This is a genomic window from Schaalia sp. JY-X159 (assembly GCF_014525425.1).
GTDB lineage: Bacteria > Actinomycetota > Actinomycetes > Actinomycetales > Actinomycetaceae > Scrofimicrobium.
Window position 1 is genome coordinate 121,596 of the sequence record NZ_JACEXI010000001.1, and the last position, 23,188, is coordinate 144,783.

The window sequence follows — 23,188 nt, forward strand, 5'->3', positions numbered from 1 at the left end:
CGTGGCTCCGGGTCGGTGTCGTCAGCAGTGGGGGTTAGCGGACTTCGCGCAGGAAGCGGATCGTCGCTGCCTCTGCCAGCAGGCTCTGGTGCTCTTCCAGATACCGCCTCGGGATCTCCGCTTCGACCATGCCCTCCAAGAACCAGAGTGGCACGGCCCAGTCTTTGGCTTTCTGCTCCAGGTCGATCGTCGAGGGCATCAGATCGGGGGCGTCCTGTATTCGCTCTGCCCACATGATCAGGTTCTCGTCGTTCGGCGTGGTCTGGTTCCACTCCTGACGGGCCTCGTCCAGCGGCAGGCTCGGGTCGGTGAGCCAGGCGAGTTGCTGCATCACGACCTCCTCCGCTATCCGTAGCGCCGTCATCCGGCGTGCCACGTCCTGCAAGTAAGTCTGCTCCGAAGAGGCCATCTTCGCCAGCGTCAACGCCGGGTTCGTCTCGATCTGCCGTGCCAGTTCGGTGATCTGGCCCTGTGCCTCCAGTCCCAGCTCGGTGAAGAACTGGGTCGGGTTCTCGATCAGCTTGTACCGTTCTGGTGCGTGGGTCTTCCAGTGCTGCATCGCCTGTGCCCCGTACTTGTTCACGTTCTGCTCCCTCTACGTGGGATGGGTTCTCGGCGGCTTCGCTGATCTGCTTGTCGGCGGTCTGCTCGGCCAGCCCCCACAGGTCGAACTCCAGCTGACCGGGCGGCGCTGTGCGGCTCCTGCGTCTGGCCATGAGCTATCACCTCCACCACACTCGGGCCGTTGGCGTCGCTGCCCGTGGCCGAAGCTGTCGGTCGTAGGTCAGCGGTCGGTGAGATAGGTGCGGCTCAGGTGCCATTGCCGCCTCGTTCCAGCAACGCCTCGATCTCGGCGCGATCGGCCTTGAGCTGGTTACCGTCGGGTCGTTTCGGCCACGCGCGTAGGTCGGTGATGATCGGCGGGGCCGAGCGCAGCATGGTGACGGCGGTGCCGAACGGGAGGGTGCGGATACGGTCGGGCGGCATGATCGGCACGCGCCGGATCGAGCGTTGATTCGAGCGGGTGCCGTGATCGCCCAGGGTCACGCTGTCGGTGAACTCGTCGCGTTCGCCGATCAGCGCGGAGAGGTCTTGCAGATCGCGGCTGTTGGATGCGCCGCCGAGGATGATCTTGGTGATCGCCGCATCCCAGATGGCGTTGGCTTGGTTCTCGCTCCAGCGGTCACGCGCCTGCGCGAGGCTCTGGAGCACCGGCATTGTTGTGATGCCCGTGCCGCCACCCTCGGCCATGAGAGTCGGCAGGCTCGGCAGCGGGCTGAGGTTGGCGATCTCATCCAAAGCCAGCAACATGGGCGGGTCAAGACGGGCACCCGGCGAGCGTGCCGCCACCCGTCGGGCGGCTTCTACGAGGTCTTCGACGAACGCCGCGACCAGCGCGGCGCTGGCTCCGGCTCCTGCGCCGGTGGCGAGCAGGTAGAGGGTGCCGCGTGAGGAGATGAACTTCTCCGGGTCGAAGTCCTCGCCCGCGCCGGGCGTGACCGCATCGAGTACGCGCGGATCGGCCAGCGCGCTGAGTGACAGGGAGACGCCTTGCCAGATCGAATCGCGGGTGCGCGGGTCGGAGTCGATCATCGCCTCCAAGGACTCGGCCCATCCGCCCGCCGCGAGCGGGCTGTTCGTCAAGATCGCCACCGCGTCGGCGGCGGCGGTCGGGTCGAGCGTCCAGCGGAACAACTCGGCGGGCGGCCTGTGGTCGATCGCGGCCGCGTGCAGCAGGGCTTGGAGTGCGGAGCGCGTCTTGCCCTCCCAGAACCCGCCGCCCTCGACGCCGCCGGAACTCAGGCCGGTCGCTGAGGCGAGGCCGGTTGCGCGAATCATCGCCGTCAGCGGGTCTTCGCATCCCCTGATCGGTGACCAGCGCAGCCCGGCGGGGATGCCCTCGGCCAGATGCTGCGGGTCAAACACCGCTGTCGGGCCGATGCGCTGCCTCGCTCGCAGGCTCGCGGTCAGGTTGTCCGGGCGGGTCGAGGTCACCACGACCGCGCCCGGCGCGTCCAAGATCGACGGGATGACGATGTGTAGGCCCTTGCCTGAGCGCGGTGGCCCGATCAGCAGAATCGAGTCCTCGACGCTGGCCCACACGTCACGCCCGTGGGAAGTGCCGAGCCGGTAGCCCACATCGGCAGGTGCCGGACGCGCCAGCGAGGGGCGCAGGTTCGCAGCCCTCCCCAGCAGTGCCTTGGTCGACGCGGCCCCGGCGACGTCGTGTTTCGTGGCGATGCCGACCAGCCGGTGCGGGTCGGTCGCGGTCTTCCGCGACTGACGGCGCAGCAGCGTCCAGACCCAGGTGATCGCCGCCGCCAGCAGCGCGAACAGGACGACCGCGACAACCCAGTAAGCCACGACGTTCAGCCCCTCGGCCTCCAGCGCGGTTGCCGGGTCGCCGGGGTTGAACAGCACGCCGACACCAGCAGCGGGGCCAGCCGCCGGCTGAGCAGTCCCGGTGAGTAACGCGGCCACCGACCCGGTCCCGCGCAGCAGAAGCGCGAGCGCGAACACCCCGATCAGGCCGATCATGGCGGCGTTGGTCAGCTCGTCACCGAATGAGCCGGTCTGCCTGCCCGGTGCCCGAGCGCTCATGACAGGCTCCGCACGACGAACGTGCCCGAGACCCGGCCCACCAGCACAACCTCGTCGCCAGCGTCGATGTGGTCGTGGGCCAGGTCGATGAGCGCGCGGGCGGTGCCGGTCGGAGCCGCGTCGGTGTGCCGGATGATGCGGCACACCGCAATGTCCTCACCGGGCACAAAGCCCTCCCCGGTCACTTCCCGCAGCCGGGGCGCATCCGCTGGTTCGGGTTTCGGCAGGTCAGGGGCTGGGGTGTTCTTGCGGGCGGTGGCGGTGATGATGTCGGTGAACACCGAACCATCGGCCTCGGTGACCTCGACCCGTGCCGGGATCATCCGCTCGGCGGTGACCTGATCGACAATCCGCGCGAACGAGCCGCGCCGCCACACTCCCTCGGCGACCGGCGGGGCGAGGGGCTCACCGTCGACGGTGGCGCTCATCGTGCCGTCGTCGTGCACGTCGAGACGGATCACCGGCATCGACACCGGCGCGGGAACAGAGGCATGGGCGGGAGACTTTCTCATGCCATCAGGTGCGCCCTCCGTCTCCCAGTCAGGCGCTAGAGCCTCGGCGCGGGCGGTTCGTTTCGTTGCCCGTGCCCGATGCCGAACTGGTTGCCCGAGGTGGTGCGGTTCTGCGTGCGCCGTGCCCACTTCTCGGCCTCGGCGAGCACCTGCCGGAAGTCCTCGGCGCGGGCCTCGCCCTCACGCTCTATGCCCCACACGGTGGTGCCGTCAGGGTGGCGCACTCGGCGTTCTGCGGTCCATGTCCACGATGTCGGCAGTCGCTCGTCGTCCGACCAGTCGGTGCCGGTGTACTGCTCTTCGATCGCGAACCGTGAACGGGCGTCGTTCTCCGGGTAGAACACGAAGTGCCCGGCACCGAACGCCTCGGGATCTTCGTAGAAGAACTGCACGCTTCCGTCGTACTTCCTCGCGATCCGGTTCAGTCCGTCATCGAGCGCGCTCATGGTCGCCGTGAGGCGCTCCCGGTCGGGTTCGCTCTGGTTCACAGTGTGCTCCCGCCGGGAGTGAGAATCTCTAGGCATTGAAGTTCTGATCTGTCTTCCAAGGTTCGATTGCCCGGCTTTCCTTGTGGTTGCAGGTTCCTCGTGTCCGCGACACGCACTGATGAATGCTCACTGAGGGTGACGGTTTGTCGGTATGGTTGACCGATGGTCGCCTTCCGTGAACAGCAACGTTCGTGAGACTCGTCGCGCTGCAAGGCGGCGCTGTCGATGAGGTCCTGCGAAGCGCTCAGGATGTCGAGGACTTCGAGCAGGAGATCGTTGACGAGCACGCGATCGCGATGGCGGCCGCTGGTCTCAGCGATAGCCATATCCGCACCAGCCGGGCCACGGTCATCGAGTTCGCCCGGTCGTTGACCGGCCCGTTGTGGGAAGCAACCTGTGCGGACGCGGATAAGTTCTTGGCCGAGCAGCGGCGGATGGGCCACGCGGTGAGCACCAGGGCGGGCAAGGCCGGGGCTCTGGCGCAGTTCTACGAGTTCGTCATCTCGCGATATCAGGGCCAGATTCACCGGATGACCGGGATCGTGGTCGAGCAGCCGATTGATGACTTCAACCGGCAGTCCGGTGCATCGCTGGGCAAGGTGCGGGTGCCTCCCTCGGATGCCGAGATCGATGGGCTGTTCGCTTCGTGGCGGGGTTCGATCCCCGAGGCGCGGAAGTATCTGCCCGCCGCGCGTGACTACTTCGCTGCGTCGTTGTGGCGCAGGCTCGGGTTGCGGATCACCGAGTCGGTGATGCTCGACATCCGCGACTGGCGACCCGACCTCGGCGGGTTCGGGAAGCTGCATGTGCGGTTCGGGAAGGGCTCGCGCGGACGCGGTTTCAAGGCCCGTCTGGTGCCCGCGATCAACGGCGCCGACCAGCTCATCGACTGGTGGCTGGCCGAGGTGCGTCACCAGTTCGGCGATGACTGGGCCGACCCGGACGCGCCGATGCTTCCCTCGGAGCGGTTCGATGAGGAACTGGGTAGGTGTGCTCGGGTGAGCGATTTCTCCCTGAGGCGGGGTTTGTCGGTCCAGACCGACCGGTTCTTGCCGGATTGGTCGGGTCGGTTGGCTCCTCATGTGCTGCGGCATTACTGCGCCTCCTCGTTGTATGGGTCGGGAATGGACTTGAAAGCGATTCAGGAGCTGCTGGGCCATCAGTGGCTCGCCACGACGTCGGGCTATATCCATGTGCGCAGCGAGCACGTGGAGCTGGCCTGGCGCAGCGCCAATCAGCGGGTCGAGGCCCGCTTCGCGGAAGAAAGGTGAACGAGCCGTGCAGTGGAATCTGAGAATGCGGGCCGCCGAGCGCGGCATCTGGAAGTCCGCAGAGATGCGCCGCCGCCTCGCCGCGGCGGGGTTAGAGATCAGTGCTGGGAAGATGTCGGGCTGGTGGGCCGGAACTCCGCCGACGATCCGGCTAGAAGAACTCGACGTGATCTGCTCGATCCTCGAATGCACTCCCTCTGATCTGATGACCCCGGAGCCAGAGAAGGTTGACGCCCGCAGACCACGGCAGGCCGAGGCGATCAACAGTGAGAACGAGAACGGTCCGCGTGTGGCGCCTCGGTTCGGCAAGCCCCGCTCTGAGCCGCCGTTGTGAGTCCGGCACCGGGTCCGGATGCGAGGCTGCGGCCGCCGCCCAAGTGCAACAAGTGCCTGCTCAACCGTGTCGCTTGGAGCACGCCGAGGATGGACTTCTGCTACGACTGTCTGCCCGGAGGACCGTTCACCCCGCCACCGTGTGAGAAGTGCGGCTCGCCCGATTACTTCAGCCAGGGCATGTGCGTCCGCTGTCACCCCGGCGGCCCGCGGCACCTTGGCGCCTGTCGAAGCTGTCTGGCCTGGGGCGTGTATCGACAATCCAGTTGGTTGTGCGGCTCGTGCCAGTGGTGGCGGACCCACTACCCGACCGGCGTGTGTGACTACTGCCACCGCGAGAGGTGGGTCGCCGACCAGGGTGCCTGCCGCCTCTGCCTGGAACAGGCCCGGATACTGCAAGAACCCGGCCGCGCGCTCGATCTCGCCGGATCGAACAGGCACGGCCAGCAGCTCTTCTTCGCCAACATGCAGATTCAACGCCACCGCACCCGCCGCCTGGCTCCCGAGCCGCGCAAACCGAAGAACAAGTGGAAGACACCGGGCGGATGGAACCGGCCAGGACCAGCACCGGAGTCGTTCACCGCCACCGAGTGGGTCCAGCCCGCCCTCATCGAGGTCGAGCCCGATCCCGAGCTCGTGCGCCAACGCTCGCTGATCGAGAACAGCAAACTGACCCGATACTGCGCGGTGATCGTGCGTGAGCACGCCGAACATTTCGGATGGTCCAAAAGGCAACGCAACGACGTCGTCCGTTCCCTGCGACTGTTGCAGACCCTCCGCGATTCCCCGACCGCGAAGATCCGCGCCTCCGACGTGCTCCAGCTGCCGCGCTACGACGGCAACATCATCTCCACCATCGACGTGCTTGACGCCGCCGGACTGCTCATCGAGGACCGGCCCCGACCCATCGAGACCTACTTCGCCACCAAAACCGCAGCCCTGCCCGAACGGATGCGCGCAGAACTCGAGACCTGGCTGAGCGTCATGCTCGACGGGGCCACCACCGCACCCCGACAACGCTCCCGCGACCCGCTGACGGTCAAAGTGCACGTCCAAGCCATCGTCCCGGCCGTCACCGCCTGGGCCGACGCAGGACACCAGTCGCTGGCCGAGATCAGCGCCGCCCAGGTCCACGATGCTCTGCCCGAATCTGGGAACCCCCGCGCCCTGATGGAGCGCGGCCTGCGGTCGCTGTTCAAGACCCTCAAAGCCCGCAAACTCATCTTCGCCAACCCCATGCGCGGCATGAAGGGAACCCGGCTCAACGCGACCGTGCCGATGCCGCTGGACACCGCCCTGATCCGCCAAGAACTGAACTCGCCCAACCCCGCCGTCGCGTTGGCCGTCGCGCTCGTCGCGTTCCACGCCCTGACCGCCAAACAGGTCTGCCACCTGCTGCTGACCGACATCGTTGACGGCCGGCTCAGCCTCGACGGGCGCAGCATCCCGCTGGCCGATCCCGTCCGCGAACGCCTGGCCCGATGGCTCGACCACCGCGCGACCAAATGGCCGAACACCCGCAACCCGCACCTGCTCATCCACACGCGCTCTGCGCCCCGACTGATGGCGGCCAGCAGCTACTTCCCGTGGATGCACAGCACCATCCGCGCCCAAGCCCTGCGCGAGGACCGCATCCTCGCCGAGGTCCACGCCACCGGCGGCGACGCCCGCCGCATCAGCGACCTGTTCGGCCTCGGCATCGGGAGCACCAACCGCTACCTCGACACCCTCGAACACCCCGATCTCGCCACCGAGCGCCCAGAGGTTCCCTGAACATCCACCACCACGTAGCGTGGAGGCGTCGTGAACCTTGAAGTTCCCGCCAAAACCGTCAATATTCATCGGAACTTCTAGGTGTTACCCGATGCCCTGGCGCTCGTGTCGAAGAGCTTCAGCTCGGCAGGGTGTAGTTGTTGTTGAACGACGAAACTGCGTTCCTTGATGCGCCACAGGCCCTGCCCGACGCCGAGTGAGGGCAACAGTTTGCGTTCGGTGGATGTCAGCCCGAGCGCCTTGGCGGTGACGCCCAATTGGTCGGATTCTTGCCGGTAGATGATGCGGGTCTCGGCGTTCGCTAGCAGGCTGTTGGCAAGTGAACGCATGGCGCTGCCGGAGTCGCCGACGTTCTCCAGATCGGTCAGCTTGTGAAAGATGAGGGCATTCGCGATGCCGTAGTGCCTGGCGAGACGCCAGTGCGCGTCCATTCGTCTCAGCAACGATGGCTGCGACATCAGACGCCATGCCTCGTCGTAGATCACCCACCGTTGCCCGCCTGCCGGGTCGAGCAGCGCCGATTCCATCCACGCCGAGCAGCAGGTCATGAGTGCGCTGATGAGCGTGCTGTTCTCCGTCACCCGAGACAGATCGAGGCTCATCATCGGCAGCGTCGGATCGAACTGCACCGTCGAGGGGCCGTCGAACAAGCCCGCGAGGTCGCCTGCGACCAGCCGCCGCAAAGCATGGCCGACAATACGGCCGTCTTCGGCCAGTCGTCCGTCGCTGTCGTCGGATGGGGCGAGGATGCGGTCGACGACCATCGGCAGAATCGGCACCGCGTTCTCCCGCACGGTCGCGGTCAGCGCGGTGTCGATCGCCGTGTGCTCCAGCGGGGTCAGCGTGCGAGCGAGCACCACCTCGGCCAATGCGCCGATGAGGTCGCGGCGACGCGCGGCCACAGTGCTCTCCCACTCGACATCAGTGAAGTGGGAAGGCCGATAGCCCTCGTCCAAGGGGTTGAGCCTGTTGGCCATGCCGTGCCCGAGCGCGATCGCGCGTCCGCCGACAGCCTCCGCGACAGCGGTATGTTCGCCTTTCGGATCGCCCGGCACGTACACGCGCCTGCCGAACGGCAGGCTGCGGGTGTACAAGGACTTGGCGAGTGAAGACTTGCCGGAGCCGACGATTCCGGCCAGGACGACGTTGGGTGCGGTGATGACGCCGTTGGCATACAGCACCCACGGGTCGTAGACGAACGAGCCGCCGCTGTAGAGGTCTTGGCCAACGAATACTCCGCTGGACCCGAGCCCGCCCTCTGCGACGAACGGGTACGCACCCGACAGGGTGGCGGAGGTGTCCTGATGCCGGGGCAGATGGAAACGGCCCGGTGTGCGCAGCATCGACGGGCCCGGTTCACCTGCTGCGGGCAGGTACTGGCGTGCGGCGCGATCGGCTTTCTCCGCTTCGGCGCGAGCTTTCGCCTCCGCGTTCTTCCGCTGTTGCTGTTCGTGGTGCAGCTGGTTCGCGGCTTGGCGTCGCTGTTTGCGGTAGCGTCGCCGCTCTTTCGCGGGTGCGACCAGCACCGAGGCATGCAGCTTCTCACCATCGTTGCGGTTCATCGCTCCAACCCCCGGTTGCGCTTGATCTCCGCGATGCGATCAGGGATGAACCATGACCCGTCGCCACGCACCCGATCGCGGCGCTCATCGAGCGCCCGCCGCGCGGCCTCGGCGGTCGCCGCGTCCTGCGCAGGCCCTACGTTCTGCGGACCGTCGCTCTCCGGCGTGCTGCTGTCGGGCGGTGGGGTGTGGGCGCGATACAGCCCGGTGTGCCCGAGGGCGTGACTGTAGATCAGGGCGTAGTCGCCGTCATCGACTCGTTGCGAGTGCATATCGGTGGGCGGTTCGTCGTAGAGGTGCCCGTTGGCGAGCGCGGCGCTGGTGGTCTCGTCGCCGTAGTCGTAGCCGCGCAGATGCTCGATTGCGGCGTCGGTGCCGTCGCGGTCGATGAGGTCGAGCACCTGCCCGGCCTCGTCGCCCTGCAAGAAGACGACCGTCACCCATTGCCGCTGCGGGCGCTGCCAGGCGATGCGGCCCAGATGCCCGGATGCCTGATCGAGGACGCTCTCGGCGGCGCTGACGTGCCGTGCGGCCTGCCGGAGTGCGTCGGCAGCGGCCCAGGCGTCGGCAGCCCCGAGATTACGGTCACCGTCATCGTGGGCGGCGCGGCCTTGGTGGGTGAGGCTGGCCCCGGCGAGTTGGATGAGCGACTGCTCCAGGGAGCGGGTCGCGCCGAGGACTTCCCCGACGATGCCGTAGAGCTTGTCGGGGTCGTCGATACGGATGGTGGCGTGTGCGAGACCGCGCAGCGCTTGGCGGGCTTCCTCGGCGTCGGCGGTCGGCTCGTTGAACGTGGGCATGTCGGGCCTCCAGGTGGATCAGTGGTGATGGTTTCGAGGTGCGCCCGGTGGCTCAGACCTTGCGGCACAGCGGTAGCGCGGCGGCGGTGAAGGCCTGCGCCTGCTGGCCGACCAGCACGCGGGTCTCGCACGAGGCTTGAATCGCGGCTTGCTCGATCGCGGCGACTGCCGCTTCCAGTTCCTCGAGCGAGTCGGCAGACACCGAGATCAGCCCGGTGTAGCGGAGCACCCCATGCCCGGCGGTCAAGTCCGCCTCCTGCTGGAGCACGTCGTGGTACTCGGCGGTCTGCGAGGCGTCTTCGATCTGCCCGATGCGGGCACGCTGGGCGGCATCGGAGATGTACTCGGTCTTCTTGCGGCGAATATCGCGGGCAGCCTGATCGGTGCGCAGCGGGGTGCAGACCAGTGAGAACGCCCGATGGATGCCACTGGACAGCAGCACGGGAGAGAGGAACCCTGGATGCACCATCGAGCGCGGCCACTCCGAGATCCAGACGACGCAGTGATAGGCCGAGTCGCTGCGCAGATGCCCCCACGACTCGGTGACCGCGACCGGCCCGGCAGTGGCGAGGTCGTGCCCGAGGTCACCGTGGCGTTCCAGCGTCGCGGCGATAGCCGGGTCATACGCCGAGCGCAGGATGACCGCGATCTGTCCGGTGCTGAGCCAGCCCTTGCTCGTCAGGTCTGCCGAGCGCAACGCCGCCGACAGCGTGCCCATCTCCTGCCGCAGCACGTTTGCCGCGCCCTTGACGCCGCCGCCTGCGGTGCGAATCTGACGGGCGGCAGCACGCATATCCAGGCTCAGACTGAGGGTGGTTGCGTGGCGTTCCCCGGCAGGCCCGGCCCGTTCGATGAGTTCCTGATAGGTCGTTGCCGCCCACGAGCCGTCAGGGGTGCCGTGCGCGGCCCACCACTCGGCCAGACCCTGCCCGGAGTCCGGCAGTGTGCGTTCCAGCACTTGCAAGGTGGCGATGTGCCCCGACCGGCACACGGTCGCCAGCACCCTGCCCCACGCGGTCACGCGTCGTTCTTGCTCACCGGGGTCGAGCAGCACGAACGCGGGATGGGTGATCTCGGTGACGACGGTGAGAGTGCCGGCGGTGGGATCGTGCACCATCCCAGCCCCGGTCTCGGGATCGACGTACTCGCGCAACCGGGCCATGTCGCCTGGCAGCGCGAGTGTTCCCGCCGGGCGTGGGGTGACGATCCTGCGCCGGTAGGCCAGTTGCCCGCCGGTGGTGCGCCACAGCCACCAGCACGCCACCGGCAGCCACTCGACCAGCGGGCGGCCCGCGACCGGAATCCAAGTGATCGCGGCAGCGATAATCCAAATCGGCGCGGTGATGAGGAACAGGACACCGCCGCCGCCGTAGAACGCGGCCACCAGGCTCGCCCCGCCGACACCGAGGGTGATCAGCTGAGACAGCGACAGGCCGAGCAAGATGCCGCGCCTGGTGAGGCGGGAGAATTTCACGGGCACCAGCTCGCCGCCGCGTTCGTGGGCCATTTCAGTGTTCGGCATCGCAGGTCACTCCTTCGTCGGCTTGGGCTGGGGAGACGGTGGTGGCGGCGAGCTGTTCGGGGTCTTCGGCAACGGCCCGGAGGGAGGCGGTGCGTGGGGCGTGACCGGAGCCTGCGCCGACTGCTCGGCACCGGACGCCGCTTGATCGGCTTGACCTGCGAGCGCCTGGCCCGCTTTGGGCCCGGCGCTCGCGGCTGCCTTGACCACTGCGGCACCGGCCACGACTCCTGCGGCGATCGGCCCTGCTGCCGCTGCACCACCACCGGCACCCGCGGTCCCGGCGGACCCACCAGCGCCAGCGCTGCCCGCTGAGGACGGCGGGGGCGTGGGATTTGACTTGGGGCCACCACCGGCACCACCGCTTCCGCCGCTGGCCTTCTTGTCGCTACTCTTGCTGCCTTCGTCGAGCACCTTCTTCGGCTCGCCGCCCTGCGGCATGCCCGGCGTCGGCACGGGCCGGTTGAGGGCGCTCTTGGCTTCCTGCTCGGTGCCCATCGAGTTGTAAAGGTCGAAGCCGATGAACGACAGGAACCGGTAGGTCATGTAGGGCGCGAACCCGGCCAGCGCCATCAGCACCACCCCGGCCAGCGGGTCGGCGATGTTCGACAGGTCGGCGTCGATCGGGGCCGACACCTGAGTCACCGCGACCAGCAGAATCACGACGAGCACCAGCTTGGACAACACGAGCGCGATGACGAACATCGCCCACTTGGAAATCCACCCGCGCGTGGCATCCCAGGAAGCACCAGAGAACGCGAACGGGGCCAAGACCACCGCGACCAGCAGCAGCGCCTTGCGGATGAGCAGCGACAGCCACACGATCGCGGCGGCGGCGATGGCCAAGGACGCGAGGAAGATCGTCAGGATCGCTCCCACTCCGGGAGCGCCGACGTTCAGCGCGGTCAGCCCGGCGACGAGAATGGCGATCTTGTCGCCCATCGTCTCGGTGGTTTCCCCGGCAGCTTGGATGATCCCGACTGCGAGTTGGTCGGTGATCTCCAGCAGCAGCGCCACCAGCGTGATGACCACGAACGACCCGAGCACACTCTTGGCCAAACCGAGTGCGGCGCGCGAGAGGGCGGCGGGTTCTCGGCGGATCATGCCGGTGATCAGTTGCAGGCAGAAGAACAGCAGCATGACGAACACGGCGATGCCGAAGATCAGGTTGTAGACGCCCACGTACTCGCCGCTGGTGACGTCGACCATCGTGGTGGTGTCGAAGACAGTCCAGACGGCCTCGAACAGCCAGGCGGCGGCTTCGCCCATCGCGCTGGCAAGCCAGTCGAACGGGGCCGAGATTAGCGTCGCGGCAGCTTCACCGGCGACATCGCAGACGCTGGAAATGACGGGGATATCGCACACGCCCATCACGAGCCTCCTTGTAGTTCGGAGTTGTTGATGGGTGGGTTCAGACGGCTTGGCCGACGCCCCAGAAGAAGTTGATGAGCGTGACGGACGCGCCACAGACGACGGCTGCACCGCAGGAGATCAGAACGCCGATCTTGCCGCGACCGGCCAGGTGCGGGTTGGATGAGTTGGAGCCGTAGGCCCAGATGATCGCGGAGACGATCAGCGCCAGAACGCTGAGGATCAGGCCCACGGTCATGACTGCGCCGACGATGATGCGCAGCTGTTCGATTCCCGGCAAGCCGCTGGAGTTGGGGTCGATGTCGATCACGGCAGTTCTCCTTCATGAAGCGTTGGGTGGTTCTGCCGTCAGGTGCACCCCGCCGCCACACGTACGAGAGCGCCCGCCCCAGAGGGCGGGCGCTCAGAAGCCGCATAGGGTCAGAGTTGCTGGCCGATGCCGATCAGCCAGTTCATCCACGCGACACCGGCCCCGGCCAGGACTGCGCCGCCGAGGGAGACCAGCACCCCGACGCGGCCCTTGGAGGCGGCGGCATAGTTGCCGGTGCTTGACGAGACCGCCCAGATGATCGCCGAGACGATCAGCATCAGCACCGCGATCACGAGGGCGAACATCAGCAGCGCCCCGACGACCTCCCGTAGATCGCCGATGCCTGCCAGTCCGTCGAAGTCGGGAAACACGTTCATGACGCACCCGCTACTTCACCGTGAGGTGAAGGTGGTCGTAGTGCCCACCCGTTACGTTGCCGGGGTCGTGCATCCCGCCGCCGTTGTATGGACGCCAACCCTCGGAATCGCGCGAGAGCGACCAGATTTTGCCTTGCCAGATCAGGTACTCGACGCCGAGCGCTTCGGCGTGGGTCTGCATCCACTCGGTGACCTGCCAGCCATAGTCGAGCTGCTCAGCGGTCGGGTACTGGCCGATCGCGTTGCCGAACGTCAGATCACACGCACGGCCCAAGGGATGCTCCGATTGGGTGCCGGGCCGGGGTGCGTAGCAGCCCCACCCGGTGTCGGGGAACGAGGCGATGGTCTGCTCGTACAGGTGCAGCATCCGGGCGGTGATCTGCCCGGTCGAGGTCGGGTCGTCGACCATCCGGTTCGGGTCATCGCTGTCGAATGGTGCCGGGTCACCGGCAGTGCCAGTGCTGCTCTCACATCCGGTCGGAGACCCGACTGAGGCTTCAGGGAGGTCGGCGGCGTTGTGCTGGTTCAGCCATGCGGCAGGGTCGATGAACTCTCCGTTGGTGCCGCCGTCACGAACCTCGAAATGCAGATGCGGCCCCGTGCTCATGCCCGAGGAACCGACGTCGGCGATGTGCTGCCCGGCACGTACTTGATCGCCCACCGAGACGTGGATGCCGTGCTGCCAACTGTGCGCGTACGCGGTCGCCACGGTGCGCCCGCCGATACGGTGCTCGATCACGACCAGGCCGCCGTACCCGCCTGAGAACTCGGCGACGGTGACCGTGCCAGAGGCGGCGGCGAGGATCGGGGTGCCGTCCGGGGCGGCGAAGTCCGCGCCCGTGTGGAAGCTCTGCTCCCCGGTGATCGGGTGGATGCGCGATCCGAACGGTGACGTGGGAACCCAGGTGCCCTCCGGCAGGGGGAATACCACGCGCGATGACTCCGCGACCTCAGCCACTACGACAGTGGGGAGGAGCGGTGCTGGGTTGATCGGTCCACCCGCTCCCGTGAGCGTGTTGAGGATGGTGAGTGCGACCGGCTCGTAGTTGTTGTACCTGTCGGGGTAGGCACTGACTTCGACGGCTTGAGCTGCCTCGCCCTTGCTCATCTGCTGCCAGCCGGGAATGTCGAGCAGGCCACGCGGACTTGGGTAGTTGGGCCCGTCGGGCCCGCCGTAGAACGCCTGAGCTTGATAGGTGGAGTCCATGAGTTCGGCGACCGTTCCCCACCCCGACTGCGGGCGCATCTGGAACAGGCCCAGGCTGTCGTGGTCGCCGCCATCGCCGTCGTTCGGGTAGTCGGCGCTCTCGGGATAGGCGGAGGTGTTCGACAGCATCCGCAGGGTGGATTCGGTCAGTGCTGCCATGAGCGCGATCTGGATGCCGTCGCGCCCCACCTCCTCGATGCCGGAACCGACCTCGATGATGGTGGCTGCGTGCGTGAGCTGTTGCCGGTTGAGCGTGATGGTCTCGCCGTTCGCGGTGGTCGCCGTCAACGAGTCGGGGATGTTCCCGATGGTGACGCCGGTGCCGTCGATGGTGCACGCGGCGTTCGCGGCGGGGTTCATCAGCACGCCGATCGCCAGCAGGCCGACGAACGGGCCGAGCAGGAGCAGCAGGGCCAGCGCGATGGCTACCTTTTTCATGGTCATGGCCTCCGTGTCAGCGCAGCGGCTGGTCGAGCATCGACAGGCGCAGCAGGTAGCAGGACGGCACCTCACCCGCATCGGCTGCGCCGGTCTCGCTCTGGCTGTCGGTCGGCGGGCCGGGTGGGCAGGCGAGGAAGATCGTGAACGACACCGGGTGCTCAGAAGTGACCGGTTCGTCGTTCCAGATTCCTTCGCGGTGCCGGGTGCCGTCGATCGTGATGGCGGTCGCCCCGACCGGGAGCTGGCCGGGCCGGGCTTGCTCGACCGCCTGCGCCCACTGCTCGGGCACATAGGCGTCGGTGATGGTCAGGTGCTGGCTCGTGCTGTACTGGCGCAGATCGACCCAGGCGTCACGGTCCGGCAGGTAGGAGGTGACGTCGGAGGCTAGGCCCGCTTGCTCGTTCCCGGTCGGGTCACCTACGTCGAGCAGCACGGCGGTGTGATCCAGCGGTAGGAACCCGCTGGTGGTATCCCAGGTGAATAGCGCGTGCGCGGCCGAGCGTGCGAACTCTTCGGGGTCGGTCGACGGGGGGATGTAGGGCAGGCGCGGAGTCGGCTGATCGGGAGTGGAGCGAGTCGGAACCGGTGGCCTATCGGGTGACGGGCCGGTGTCGTTCGGGCCGGTCACCAGCCCGTAGACGCCGATCGCAGCCAGGACGAGGAACGCGACACCGGCGCAGACGAGGGAGATCAATCGGCGGCGGGTTCGGGCGGGATCATCGGGAGTCGTCTTCATAACCCCCAGGTGCGCCGTCCACGCACCCGATGAGGGTCAGAGCGCTCGGAGGTGCCTACGCGGGTTGTCCAGCGACTGCCGGGCGGCGCGCAGCTCGTCGGCGAACGTGCTGGTGCCATCAGCGGTCGCCAGGAACGAGCCGATCTGCTCGTCGGTGAGATCGCTGGCAAGCACGTCGGCGTCGTAGTGCATCCACCAGTCGGCAAGCTCCGTCCAGGTGGCGACGAACGCGCGCACCGGCCACCGCGCAGGCTCGGTCTCACTCGCGGAGATGACCGGCACGGGCTTGGCTTGCGCCGCCTGAGCGCGGGCGACGGCCTCACGCGCCGTGGCCTCCAGATCGGTGTCCTCGCTGGTCACTTCGGCGACAGCGGCACGAATGCGCTCGAAGCCGGGATGCACCGGAGCACCGGCGTTGATGCGTTCGACCTCCGCTGCCGCCTCGGCGCGCAATGTCGCGGGCAGATCGGGGTCGTCGGCGACTTGCCGCAGGTAGTCGATCTTGTCGAGCGTCTTGTACGACGCACCGCCGGGGATCATTGCGGCGGCTTGCTCGCTGGCTCGCCCCACAGGCTCGGACGGTGCGGGAAACTTTCCCCCACCGTCGTTTCCGGGCTGGTTCTCCGCACTGAACCGTGTTGCTGCCTGCCTGCGCGCGGCGTCCTCGGCCATGAGGGTCTTCAGTTCGCGGTACAGCGCAGTCTTCTCGCTCGGGGTGAGGTCTTTGTGCAGAAGGTTGTCGTCTTGCTCAGCCAGCAGGTGTCCCAGCCTGCCCGAGACGCCCGAGCGCACCCACACGCTCACCGTGCGCCAGCCGAGCAGCTTGATCGCGGCCAGCCGCCGAGCGCCGCACACCAGCACCCCGTCGATGGTGACCGTCAACGGTTGCAGGAGTCCGTCGCGGGCGATGGACTCGGCCAGCTTGGTCAGGTCGCCCAGATCGGTGCGGTGCCGGTTGCCGACGATGATCGAGGCGACGGTGCGGTCGAGTTCGATGTGCCCGGGGTGCCTGCTCATGACCGGCCCCCATGTTTGGGGGCCGCGAGGGAGATCATCAGTACGAGATCGTCGTCGCGCAGCAGTGCGCGCAGACTCTCGCCAATCAGCAACCTGAGCAGGATGCCGCGCCCAGCAGTGGTCGCGGCATAGGCCGGGTTGGGATGCCCGAGCAGCGCCTTCAACAGTGCTGTCCAGGCGGTGCCGTTCACGTCCAGCAGGGCGCGAGCGTGCTTATCGCGGCGCAGCGCTTCATAGGCGCTCTGGCGGCTACCCGCACCGGCCAGAGCCTGGCAGATGTGCTCGACCCCGGCGCGGGCGACGTGTGGGGGCCAGCCCAGCAGCGTGAACAGCGCGATCGCGTCCTCCACCGCCGAGCCTGCCGAGCAGCTCGTCGTCGTGCTCGCTGGTTCGTCGGCGCCGGTCGGTTCGGGATCGGTGACGTGGAATGCGGAGTGATAGTCCGTCAGCGGGTTCTCCCGATCCGACAGCCGCTCAGCGTCGTGGAACGCAGAGATGTGCGGGCGGCGGGCCTGATGCACCGAACACAACAGACCCTGCCCGCGTTCCTCCGCGATGCAGGTGATGCGCACCGCGTGGGTCACCACGCCCCACGGGTCGTTCGCGGTACGCGCGGCCTTGGTGCGCATCACATCGAACGCGGCTGATGCCGCCTCCCAGGGGTCGAGGCCGTGCTTGCGAGCCAGCGCCCCGTACTTATCGGCGGCGTAGACCATCAGGTCAGCGGCGACCGGATCGGATTGCCACGCGCCGGGGCCGCTCTCGTGCAGCCGGTTCAGCAGGGAACGCAAGCCCTCGCTGCGAGTGAAGTCTTCCGGTTCACGGAAGGTCGTGCGGGTTGTCATGATGGCACCTCCTGGCGGCAAGGTGCACGCAGTGGGCCTCTTCGTAGGGGGCGGTCGGGCGTTCGTTGTCGAGTCATCGCTGATCACCGCTTCACGACTTCCCGACCGCAGTCCTCGTCGGAGCGTGGTGCCGGACACCATGCCCGAACGCCGACAGCGGCGACAGCCGCCTGGCCCGGTCGCCGAGGTTCCGCAGCTCGGCCACGAGTGGTTCGCGGGCCTTGCGCGACATCTCGACCTCCAGGTCGATGCCCCGCCCGGCCAGTGACGCCGTGTTGCGGGCGATCAGGTCGGTGGGCCGCACCCACTCGATGCCGCGCGCCCGGTGTTCCTCGAGCTTCTGCTCGACCTCCGCCGCGTCAGCTGCATCGGTGATCTCGTCAGCGGTGGCGGTCTCGACCTTGGCGTCCTTGTGCTTGGTGGCATCGGCAGCGGCAACCGCCTCGGGCACCTGCCGAACCTCGCTGTGGTCTTCCGGCATCTCCGTTTCGGGCACATCCTCGACGCGCGCCTCCTTGTACGGTCGTGCCTGCTCTCGCGGGTCGATGCTCATGATGTTGTCTCCATTCCTGTTGTGGTCTCCGGTTCCTCGACCGGCGGGGTAAACCAACGACCCACGGTCGAGGGATGCACATGCAACTCGTCAGCGATCGCCTTGTTCGACCAGCCGGCCTCCCGAAGCTGCGCGGCGCGCTCACGCCGGCCAAGCACCAGCTCGGCATCCGGTTCGGCTTCGGTCTCGGCTGCTGGTGCTGGGTCAGCCTCGGCTACGGCTTGTAGCTCGCGCGGCGCCTGAGCGGGGCCATCCGGCGGCGTGGTGGTTGAGCGTGTGAGGACGACGGTGAGGTGCGTGCTGGCAAGCAGCACCAGCGGCGGCACCGCCGCGACCGTCGCGGCGAGCATCGCGGGCACGCTGGCATCAGCAGCAACGACCGCGTGCAGCGCGTTCGCAGCCACCGACACCAGCGCCCCACAGATCAACAGCGCCCACGGATACCAGGCACCGGGCCGACCATCGAGCGCTACGACCGCGATCGTGGAGACCACGATCAACCCGTCCACGAGCAGCGGCCAGATCCACGCGTGACCCGAAGCGATACCCGATCGGGCCGCGAGGTCGGCCAGCGCCATGAACGAGAGCCAGAACGCGCCGATGCCGATCAGCACGGTGCCAGTCGCAGCGGTTACGACCGCCCAACCCCAGACAGGTCGTCGCGCGTTCATCACAGCCCCCGACCACTCGCCAAGGCAGCAACCGGCGACTCGTCACGAGCGAAACCCGAAGCCGTCTGGCGCACCGGGGCGCGACGACGCGGCCCGTAGGTACTGACGTGGCGATACGCCGAACCGACCGTTCGGGTGATCTCGCGCTCGCCCAGACCGGACTGGCTCGCAGCCAGACCGAGTGCGTCGAGTGCTTCGCGGGGCGAGTGACCGTGCTCGGCCATGCGGCACGCGGCTTTGAACAGCCCGAGGTTGCGTTCGCCCTCGGGCCTGTTCGCCACCTGCGAGGCAAGCCGGGCAACATCCAGCGGCCAGCCACCCGGCGGCACGGGCGCAGTGGTGTACTTCGGGCGCGGATCGAGGAAGTCGCGCAGCCGCTGCGCGTCCAGCCACGCGACTGGGCGCGCGGTCACACTCTCGACCCGATACTGCATCCGGCGACCGTCGATCATGCGCTGCGAGAGAGGCACGATGATGTAGCCGCCGTCGCCCCGAAAGTCGATACCCGCCCGGCCCACCTGCCAGGACCGCTGCTCGCGCTCCGCGTCCGCCGGGTAGTACAGATGCCTGCCGCCGGTCGGCGTCGTCACCACTGCCAACGGTTCCGGCAGCACCCCCGAGTAGGCCGCACGTTTGAACGCGACGTACCCATTGACCTTGTGCACGTCGACGTCGACGACGACCACACCCGAAGCTGTACCGGTCGGGATGGCGAGGTTCGCGCGAGGTCGATGCCTCCACCACGCCTCTACCTGACCGGCGTCGGTCGTCGCCTCGTGGAAGCCACGCACGGGAATTGGGCGCTTCCCGCCCGGCGCGCACGGGAACACCGGCACACCAAGCCGTGCCAGCTCGCGCGCAACCAGCGCCAGCCGCATGCCCTCATCGAGCCGGGAGAAGAGCGCAGCAACCGACGAGGCGTGGCGCGCGATCACATCCTGCGACGTGCGAGCGTCGCGTACCTCAGCCATCGTCAGATCTCCTTCCGCCCGAAGCCACTCATCAGCGAGTAGCCGTACGACCGTGAGGTACGTCGGGGGGATCAAGAAGAGAAGACGGACAAAGAGACGAGACAGTGACCATCAAGATTCTCGAAGAACCCGACGAGTCCTTACCGGCCTACCAGCCCGACTCGTGCTTGGGACGACTGGAGGCAGATGATCTGAAAGAAGCGGCGCAGAGTAACCGGATCGGGCACATCGCTCACCCGGTCTGTGCGCGCATCTGGCGATAGTGGCCGGGCGTGACGCCAACGTATTGGCGGAACAAGCGGGTGGCGTGGGAGCGGGAGTACCAGCCGACCCGCTCCATCGCGGCCGAGACCGTCAGATCGGTCTCTCGCAAGTATTTTGCCAGGTGCTCGGCCCGGAGCATCGTCAGAAACGCCAGCGGGGTCTTGCCGTAGGCTTCCACGAACACGCTGCTCAACCGTGACGGCGACAAATGCACCTCGGCGGCGAGATCCTCCAGCGTCCACCGCTTGGCCGGGTTCTCACGCAGCAGAGCAGCCGCCCGACGCGCCTCAGCCCGCAACGGTGCGAACCGGCGATCACGAGGAAGCGTGGGCCGGATATGCGCACGCTGCGACGGCGAGATGCGCACGGGAGAGACAGCGATGAACGGAGCGATCACGTAGGCGATCTGGAACCACAGCGCCTGCATCCGCAGGTAATTCCGCACGAAGTTCCCGTCAACGCTGAGCGCGACCAACTCATCCAGCCACGGCATGAGCATCCCGGCACGATCCTCGCCCAGCCGGAGGACCTGCGCGGGCTCGGTATAGATCATGTCCGCGAAGCCCTGCGCGTCGAGCCGGTCTTCGAGGAACCCGGCATACTGCCACCGCACCTGATCGAGCACGTAGTCCGTATCGAGATAGACCGTCGTGACAGTGATATGGCCCTCCGGCTCGCTTCCACACAGGACGCTCGCTCCTAGCAGGATCACATCGCCTGGTCTGACCGGCTTCTGCCCGAACTCGCTGAGCAAGAACGCAGAACCGTCACGGACAACGACGACTTTCACACAGTCGTAGGCCACCGGTCCGACTGGTCTATAAACCGTGGCAGTGCGGGCGAGTAATGCCTGGTACTCGTGCAGCACTCGCATCATCTCGACGCTCGTGTCAAGGTCCACGATGGCCCGTGGTCCGTGGCTCGTTCGACTTGCTCGTGGTTGCATCCGAGGAACGTTGTAAGGACCGCCACCCCTTCAGCAGATGCACCGGCGGACGTTGACTGTGTCGGTGTCCGGGCAGTCGGCGAGGTCCCGCAACGGACCTTCATGTATTCAGCCTTCTCGCGCGGCGTGGTTCGTCGCCCGCTGGTCGGTCACCTTCCTGCGCTCTGCAGCGGTCTCCCTGACGCGCGGCGCGGCTACCGGTGCCGTCATGAGGCTGCGGCTCTAGTACGCGCGGCACGGAGCCCATTGAGGATCACGATTACCTCGGCGATCTCGTGCACCAGGACCACTGCAGCGAGGCCAAGGACACCGAACAGCGCGAGCGGGAGCAGGGCGGTGATGATCAGCAGCGACAGGATGATGTTCTGGTTGATGATGCGCCGACCGCGGCGCGCATGGTCGAACGCCCGAGGGATGAGGCGCAGGTCGTGGCCCGTGAACGCGACATCGGCGGACTCAATTGCGGCATCCGAGCCGGTCGCGCCCATCGCGATCCCGATGTCCGCAGCGGCGAGGGCAGGCGCATCGTTGATGCCGTCGCCAATCATCGCGACCGATCCTGCCTTCGAGAGTTCGCCGATCGCGGCCGCCTTGTCCTCAGGGCGGAGTTCCGCGCGCACGTCGTCGATCCCGGCCTGCGCAGCGAGAGCACGCGCGGTGCGGGCGTTGTCGCCGGTGAGCATCGTCACCCCGACGCCCTGCACCGCGAGGGTCCGGACCACTTCCGGGACCTCCGGACGCAGCTCGTCGCGGACGCCGATCGCAGCCGCTGGCCTCCCGTCGCGGTGCACGATCACCACGGTCATGCCCTGCTCCTCCAGGCCGGCGACATGGCCGCCGAGCTGACCGGCGTCGAGCCAACGGGGGCTGCCGACCGTGATCCGTGATCCGTCGAGGGTTCCTTCAATGCCGTTCCCGGCCTGTTCGGTCACGGCGGATGCTGCGGATGCTCCGGGGGCAGCGGCCGTGATCGCAGCGGCAAGGGGGTGGGTGCTGTGCTGCTCCAGCGCGGCCGCCCAGGCCAGCGCCTGGGCCTTGGTCACACCGTCGGCGGTGAGGACCGCGGTGACGGCGGGTTCGTTCCGGGTGAGGGTGCCGGTCTTGTCGACGGCGACATGGCGGATCGTGCCGAACCGCTCGAACACTGCGCCGGACTTGATGATAACGCCGAACTTGCTGGCCGCGCCAATCGCCGCGACGACCGTGAGCGGGACGGAGATCGCCAGCGCGCACGGCGAGGCCGCGACGAGGACGACGAGGGCCCTGGTGATCCACAACTCCGGGTCACCGAACATCGAGCCGATCAGCGCGACCAGCGCGGCGAGGATCAGCACCCCGGGCACCAGTGGGCGGGCAATGCGGTCCGCGAGACGAGCACGGTCACCCTTCTCCGCCTGCGCCTTCTCGACCAACTCCACGATCGTCGTCAACGAGTTGTCCGTGCCCGCCGCTGTCGCTTCGACCTCGAGTGCACCGGCGGTGTTGATCGCCCCGGCCGACACCGCGTCGCCGGGCTCGACCTCGACAGGAATCGACTCTCCGGTAATCGCAGAGGTGTCCAGACTGGAACGACCGGACCGGACGATCCCATCGGTCGCGATCCGCTCCCCAGGACGCACGACCATGATCTGCCCGACAGCGAGGTCCTTCGCCGCGATCTCCACCGAAACACCCTCACGACGGACCGTCGCGGTCTCGGGAACGAGCTTCAGCAGTGCTCGCAGGCCGCCCCGGGCACGGTCCATCGCCTTGTCCTCTAGGGCCTCGGCGATCGAGTAGAGGAACGCCAGCGCGGCCGCTTCCTCGACGTAGCCGAGGATGACTGCGCCGACAGCGCTGATCGTCATTAGCAGGCCGATGCCGAGCTTGCCCTTGAAGAGCTTGCGGATCGCACCGGGGGTGAACGTCGACGCGCCTAGCAGCAGGCCGATCCAGAACACGACCAGCGCCGGGATCTCCGCGCCGGACCACTCGCAGATCAGCCCGGAGAGGAACGCGACGCCGGAGAAGACCGGCACCATGATCCCGCGGTCTTTCCACCACGGTCCGTCGTGGTCGTCGTCATCGTCGACAACGGGTCCGGCCATCTGTGACTTGGTCGCCGCGCTCATGCGTCCGCTCCTGTGCCGCAGCAGCCGGGCACCGTGCACGAGGAATCCACGCACGGCGCGCTCTCGTCCACGGCCAGCGTCGCATCGACCAGGGCCGTCATCGCCGCCGCGAGGTGCGGGTCGGCGATCTCGTAGCGTGTCTGCCGACCCTCGGGCTCGGCGACCACGATGCCGCAGTCGCGCAGGCATGTCAGGTGGTTCGAGACATTCGATCGGGTCAGCTCCAGCTCGCGCGACAGCACGGCGGGGTAGCTCGGGCCGCCGAGCAGGGTCATCAGGATGCGGGAACGCGTCGGGTCGGCCATGGCTCGGCCGAGCCGGTTCATGACGTCGAGGCGAGAAGCAATAGTCAGCATGCAGTGACTATACAGCAGGAACTGTACTGCCAGCAAGTTGAACAAGAGACGTTGAACCGGTCTGCGAGTTTGTCAGTAGTGCCAGTCGGAGCAACGCGAACTACCAACAGCATCTGGATTGACGCCTGCGCTCTTGAGCAAGTCATCCCCCAC

Annotated in this window: 23 protein-coding genes; 3 read left to right on the top strand and 20 right to left on the bottom strand. The window is 67.4% G+C overall.

Features of this window, described 5'->3' with window-relative positions; genetic code table 11:
• Positions 1-34: 34 nt before the first annotated feature.
• From IDL90_RS00535 to IDL90_RS00550, 4 genes are all read right to left on the bottom strand, one after another.
• Positions 35-583 (bottom strand): hypothetical protein, encoded by a 549-nt coding sequence (locus tag IDL90_RS00535; RefSeq protein ID WP_187993968.1) that lies wholly within the window; start codon positions 581-583, stop codon positions 35-37.
• Between the two features lie 227 nt (positions 584-810).
• Complete coding sequence (locus IDL90_RS00540) at positions 811-2,601, bottom strand: type IV secretory system conjugative DNA transfer family protein (protein WP_187993969.1); 1,791 nt, start codon at positions 2,599-2,601, stop codon at positions 811-813.
• A complete protein-coding gene (locus IDL90_RS00545) occupies positions 2,598-3,113 on the bottom strand; it encodes a hypothetical protein (protein WP_187993970.1) in 516 nt (171 codons plus the stop codon). Before IDL90_RS00545 ends, IDL90_RS00540 begins: the two co-directional genes overlap by 4 nt.
• A 35-nt stretch (positions 3,114-3,148) precedes the next feature.
• On the bottom strand, positions 3,149-3,601 hold the full coding sequence (locus tag IDL90_RS00550) for a hypothetical protein (protein ID WP_187993971.1): 453 nt from the start codon (positions 3,599-3,601) through the stop codon (positions 3,149-3,151).
• Positions 3,602-3,792: 191 nt separating this feature from the next.
• Between IDL90_RS00550 and IDL90_RS00555 the strand changes: the two genes are divergently transcribed.
• From IDL90_RS00555 to IDL90_RS00565, 3 genes are all read left to right on the top strand, one after another.
• On the top strand, positions 3,793-4,872 hold the full coding sequence (locus IDL90_RS00555) for a tyrosine-type recombinase/integrase (RefSeq protein ID WP_187993972.1): 1,080 nt from the start codon (positions 3,793-3,795) through the stop codon (positions 4,870-4,872).
• Between the two features lie 7 nt (positions 4,873-4,879).
• Positions 4,880-5,206 (top strand): helix-turn-helix transcriptional regulator, encoded by a 327-nt coding sequence (locus tag IDL90_RS00560; protein WP_187993973.1) that lies wholly within the window; start codon positions 4,880-4,882, stop codon positions 5,204-5,206.
• A 248-nt stretch (positions 5,207-5,454) separates the two neighbouring features.
• Positions 5,455-6,978: a hypothetical protein gene (locus tag IDL90_RS00565; RefSeq protein ID WP_223175091.1), complete on the top strand. Its 1,524-nt coding sequence runs from the start codon at positions 5,455-5,457 to the stop codon at positions 6,976-6,978.
• Positions 6,979-7,055: 77 nt separating this feature from the next.
• Here IDL90_RS00565 and IDL90_RS00570 read toward each other — a convergent pair whose 3' ends face one another.
• The 16 genes from IDL90_RS00570 to IDL90_RS00645 form a co-directional block, all read right to left on the bottom strand.
• Positions 7,056-8,540 (bottom strand): ATP-binding protein, encoded by a 1,485-nt coding sequence (locus IDL90_RS00570; protein WP_187993975.1) that lies wholly within the window; start codon positions 8,538-8,540, stop codon positions 7,056-7,058.
• Complete coding sequence (locus tag IDL90_RS00575) at positions 8,537-9,340, bottom strand: hypothetical protein (protein WP_187993976.1); 804 nt, start codon at positions 9,338-9,340, stop codon at positions 8,537-8,539. The genes IDL90_RS00570 and IDL90_RS00575 overlap by 4 nt, the downstream gene beginning before the upstream one ends.
• 52 nt (positions 9,341-9,392) lie before the next feature.
• Positions 9,393-10,862 (bottom strand): SCO6880 family protein, encoded by a 1,470-nt coding sequence (locus IDL90_RS00580; RefSeq protein WP_187993977.1) that lies wholly within the window; start codon positions 10,860-10,862, stop codon positions 9,393-9,395.
• Between the two features lie 6 nt (positions 10,863-10,868).
• Complete coding sequence (locus IDL90_RS00585) at positions 10,869-12,230, bottom strand: conjugal transfer protein TrbL (protein ID WP_187993978.1); 1,362 nt, start codon at positions 12,228-12,230, stop codon at positions 10,869-10,871.
• A 40-nt stretch (positions 12,231-12,270) separates the two neighbouring features.
• Positions 12,271-12,540: a DUF6112 family protein gene (locus IDL90_RS00590; protein ID WP_017883434.1), complete on the bottom strand. Its 270-nt coding sequence runs from the start codon at positions 12,538-12,540 to the stop codon at positions 12,271-12,273.
• A gap of 110 nt (positions 12,541-12,650) precedes the next feature.
• Entirely contained in the window at positions 12,651-12,917 is a 267-nt protein-coding gene (locus IDL90_RS00595) for a DUF6112 family protein (RefSeq protein WP_183622372.1), read from the bottom strand.
• Positions 12,918-12,927: 10 nt separating this feature from the next.
• Positions 12,928-14,568, bottom strand: a complete 1,641-nt coding sequence (locus tag IDL90_RS00600; protein ID WP_223175092.1) for a M23 family metallopeptidase — start codon at positions 14,566-14,568, stop codon at positions 12,928-12,930.
• Positions 14,569-14,578: 10 nt separating this feature from the next.
• A complete protein-coding gene (locus IDL90_RS00605; protein WP_187993979.1) occupies positions 14,579-15,301 on the bottom strand; it encodes a hypothetical protein in 723 nt (240 codons plus the stop codon).
• 36 nt (positions 15,302-15,337) lie between these two features.
• Positions 15,338-16,318, bottom strand: a complete 981-nt coding sequence (locus tag IDL90_RS00610) for a ParB N-terminal domain-containing protein (RefSeq protein WP_187993980.1) — start codon at positions 16,316-16,318, stop codon at positions 15,338-15,340.
• A complete protein-coding gene (locus IDL90_RS00615; RefSeq protein WP_187993981.1) occupies positions 16,315-17,163 on the bottom strand; it encodes a hypothetical protein in 849 nt (282 codons plus the stop codon). The genes IDL90_RS00610 and IDL90_RS00615 overlap by 4 nt, the downstream gene beginning before the upstream one ends.
• A gap of 91 nt (positions 17,164-17,254) precedes the next feature.
• Positions 17,255-17,716, bottom strand: coding sequence for a hypothetical protein (locus IDL90_RS00620; protein ID WP_187993982.1), 462 nt, complete (start codon positions 17,714-17,716; stop codon positions 17,255-17,257).
• A complete protein-coding gene (locus tag IDL90_RS00625; protein WP_187994286.1) occupies positions 17,713-18,387 on the bottom strand; it encodes a DUF2637 domain-containing protein in 675 nt (224 codons plus the stop codon). The genes IDL90_RS00620 and IDL90_RS00625 overlap by 4 nt, the downstream gene beginning before the upstream one ends.
• Entirely contained in the window at positions 18,387-19,358 is a 972-nt protein-coding gene (locus tag IDL90_RS00630) for a bifunctional DNA primase/polymerase (RefSeq protein WP_187993983.1), read from the bottom strand. Before IDL90_RS00630 ends, IDL90_RS00625 begins: the two co-directional genes overlap by 1 nt.
• A gap of 232 nt (positions 19,359-19,590) precedes the next feature.
• Positions 19,591-20,523, bottom strand: coding sequence for an AraC family transcriptional regulator (locus IDL90_RS11635; protein WP_223175093.1), 933 nt, complete (start codon positions 20,521-20,523; stop codon positions 19,591-19,593).
• 251 nt (positions 20,524-20,774) lie between these two features.
• A complete protein-coding gene (locus tag IDL90_RS00640) occupies positions 20,775-22,655 on the bottom strand; it encodes a heavy metal translocating P-type ATPase (RefSeq protein WP_398401418.1) in 1,881 nt (626 codons plus the stop codon).
• Positions 22,656-22,675: 20 nt separating this feature from the next.
• The gene (locus IDL90_RS00645) at positions 22,676-23,035 is read right to left on the bottom strand and encodes a helix-turn-helix transcriptional regulator (RefSeq protein WP_187993985.1); all 360 of its coding nucleotides are present in this window, start codon (positions 23,033-23,035) and stop codon (positions 22,676-22,678) included.
• Between the last annotated feature and the right edge of the window lie 153 nt (positions 23,036-23,188).

Coding starts and splice junctions, on each gene's coding strand:
- IDL90_RS00540 (WP_187993969.1), bottom strand. CDS start 2,601: ATGAGCGCTCGGGCACCGGGCAGGCAGACCGGCTCATTCGGTGACGAG.
- IDL90_RS00545 (WP_187993970.1), bottom strand. CDS start 3,113: ATGAGAAAGTCTCCCGCCCATGCCTCTGTTCCCGCGCCGGTGTCGATG.
- IDL90_RS00570 (WP_187993975.1), bottom strand. CDS start 8,540: ATGAACCGCAACGATGGTGAGAAGCTGCATGCCTCGGTGCTGGTCGCA.
- IDL90_RS00575 (WP_187993976.1), bottom strand. CDS start 9,340: ATGCCCACGTTCAACGAGCCGACCGCCGACGCCGAGGAAGCCCGCCAA.
- IDL90_RS00580 (WP_187993977.1), bottom strand. CDS start 10,862: ATGCCGAACACTGAAATGGCCCACGAACGCGGCGGCGAGCTGGTGCCC.
- IDL90_RS00585 (WP_187993978.1), bottom strand. CDS start 12,230: ATGGGCGTGTGCGATATCCCCGTCATTTCCAGCGTCTGCGATGTCGCC.
- IDL90_RS00595 (WP_183622372.1), bottom strand. CDS start 12,917: ATGAACGTGTTTCCCGACTTCGACGGACTGGCAGGCATCGGCGATCTA.
- IDL90_RS00600 (WP_223175092.1), bottom strand. CDS start 14,568: ATGACCATGAAAAAGGTAGCCATCGCGCTGGCCCTGCTGCTCCTGCTC.
- IDL90_RS00605 (WP_187993979.1), bottom strand. CDS start 15,301: ATGAAGACGACTCCCGATGATCCCGCCCGAACCCGCCGCCGATTGATC.
- IDL90_RS00610 (WP_187993980.1), bottom strand. CDS start 16,318: ATGAGCAGGCACCCCGGGCACATCGAACTCGACCGCACCGTCGCCTCG.
- IDL90_RS00615 (WP_187993981.1), bottom strand. CDS start 17,163: ATGACAACCCGCACGACCTTCCGTGAACCGGAAGACTTCACTCGCAGC.
- IDL90_RS00620 (WP_187993982.1), bottom strand. CDS start 17,716: ATGAGCATCGACCCGCGAGAGCAGGCACGACCGTACAAGGAGGCGCGC.
- IDL90_RS00625 (WP_187994286.1), bottom strand. CDS start 18,387: ATGAACGCGCGACGACCTGTCTGGGGTTGGGCGGTCGTAACCGCTGCG.
- IDL90_RS00630 (WP_187993983.1), bottom strand. CDS start 19,358: ATGGCTGAGGTACGCGACGCTCGCACGTCGCAGGATGTGATCGCGCGC.
- IDL90_RS00640 (WP_398401418.1), bottom strand. CDS start 22,655: ATGGCCGGACCCGTTGTCGACGATGACGACGACCACGACGGACCGTGG.
- IDL90_RS00645 (WP_187993985.1), bottom strand. CDS start 23,035: ATGCTGACTATTGCTTCTCGCCTCGACGTCATGAACCGGCTCGGCCGA.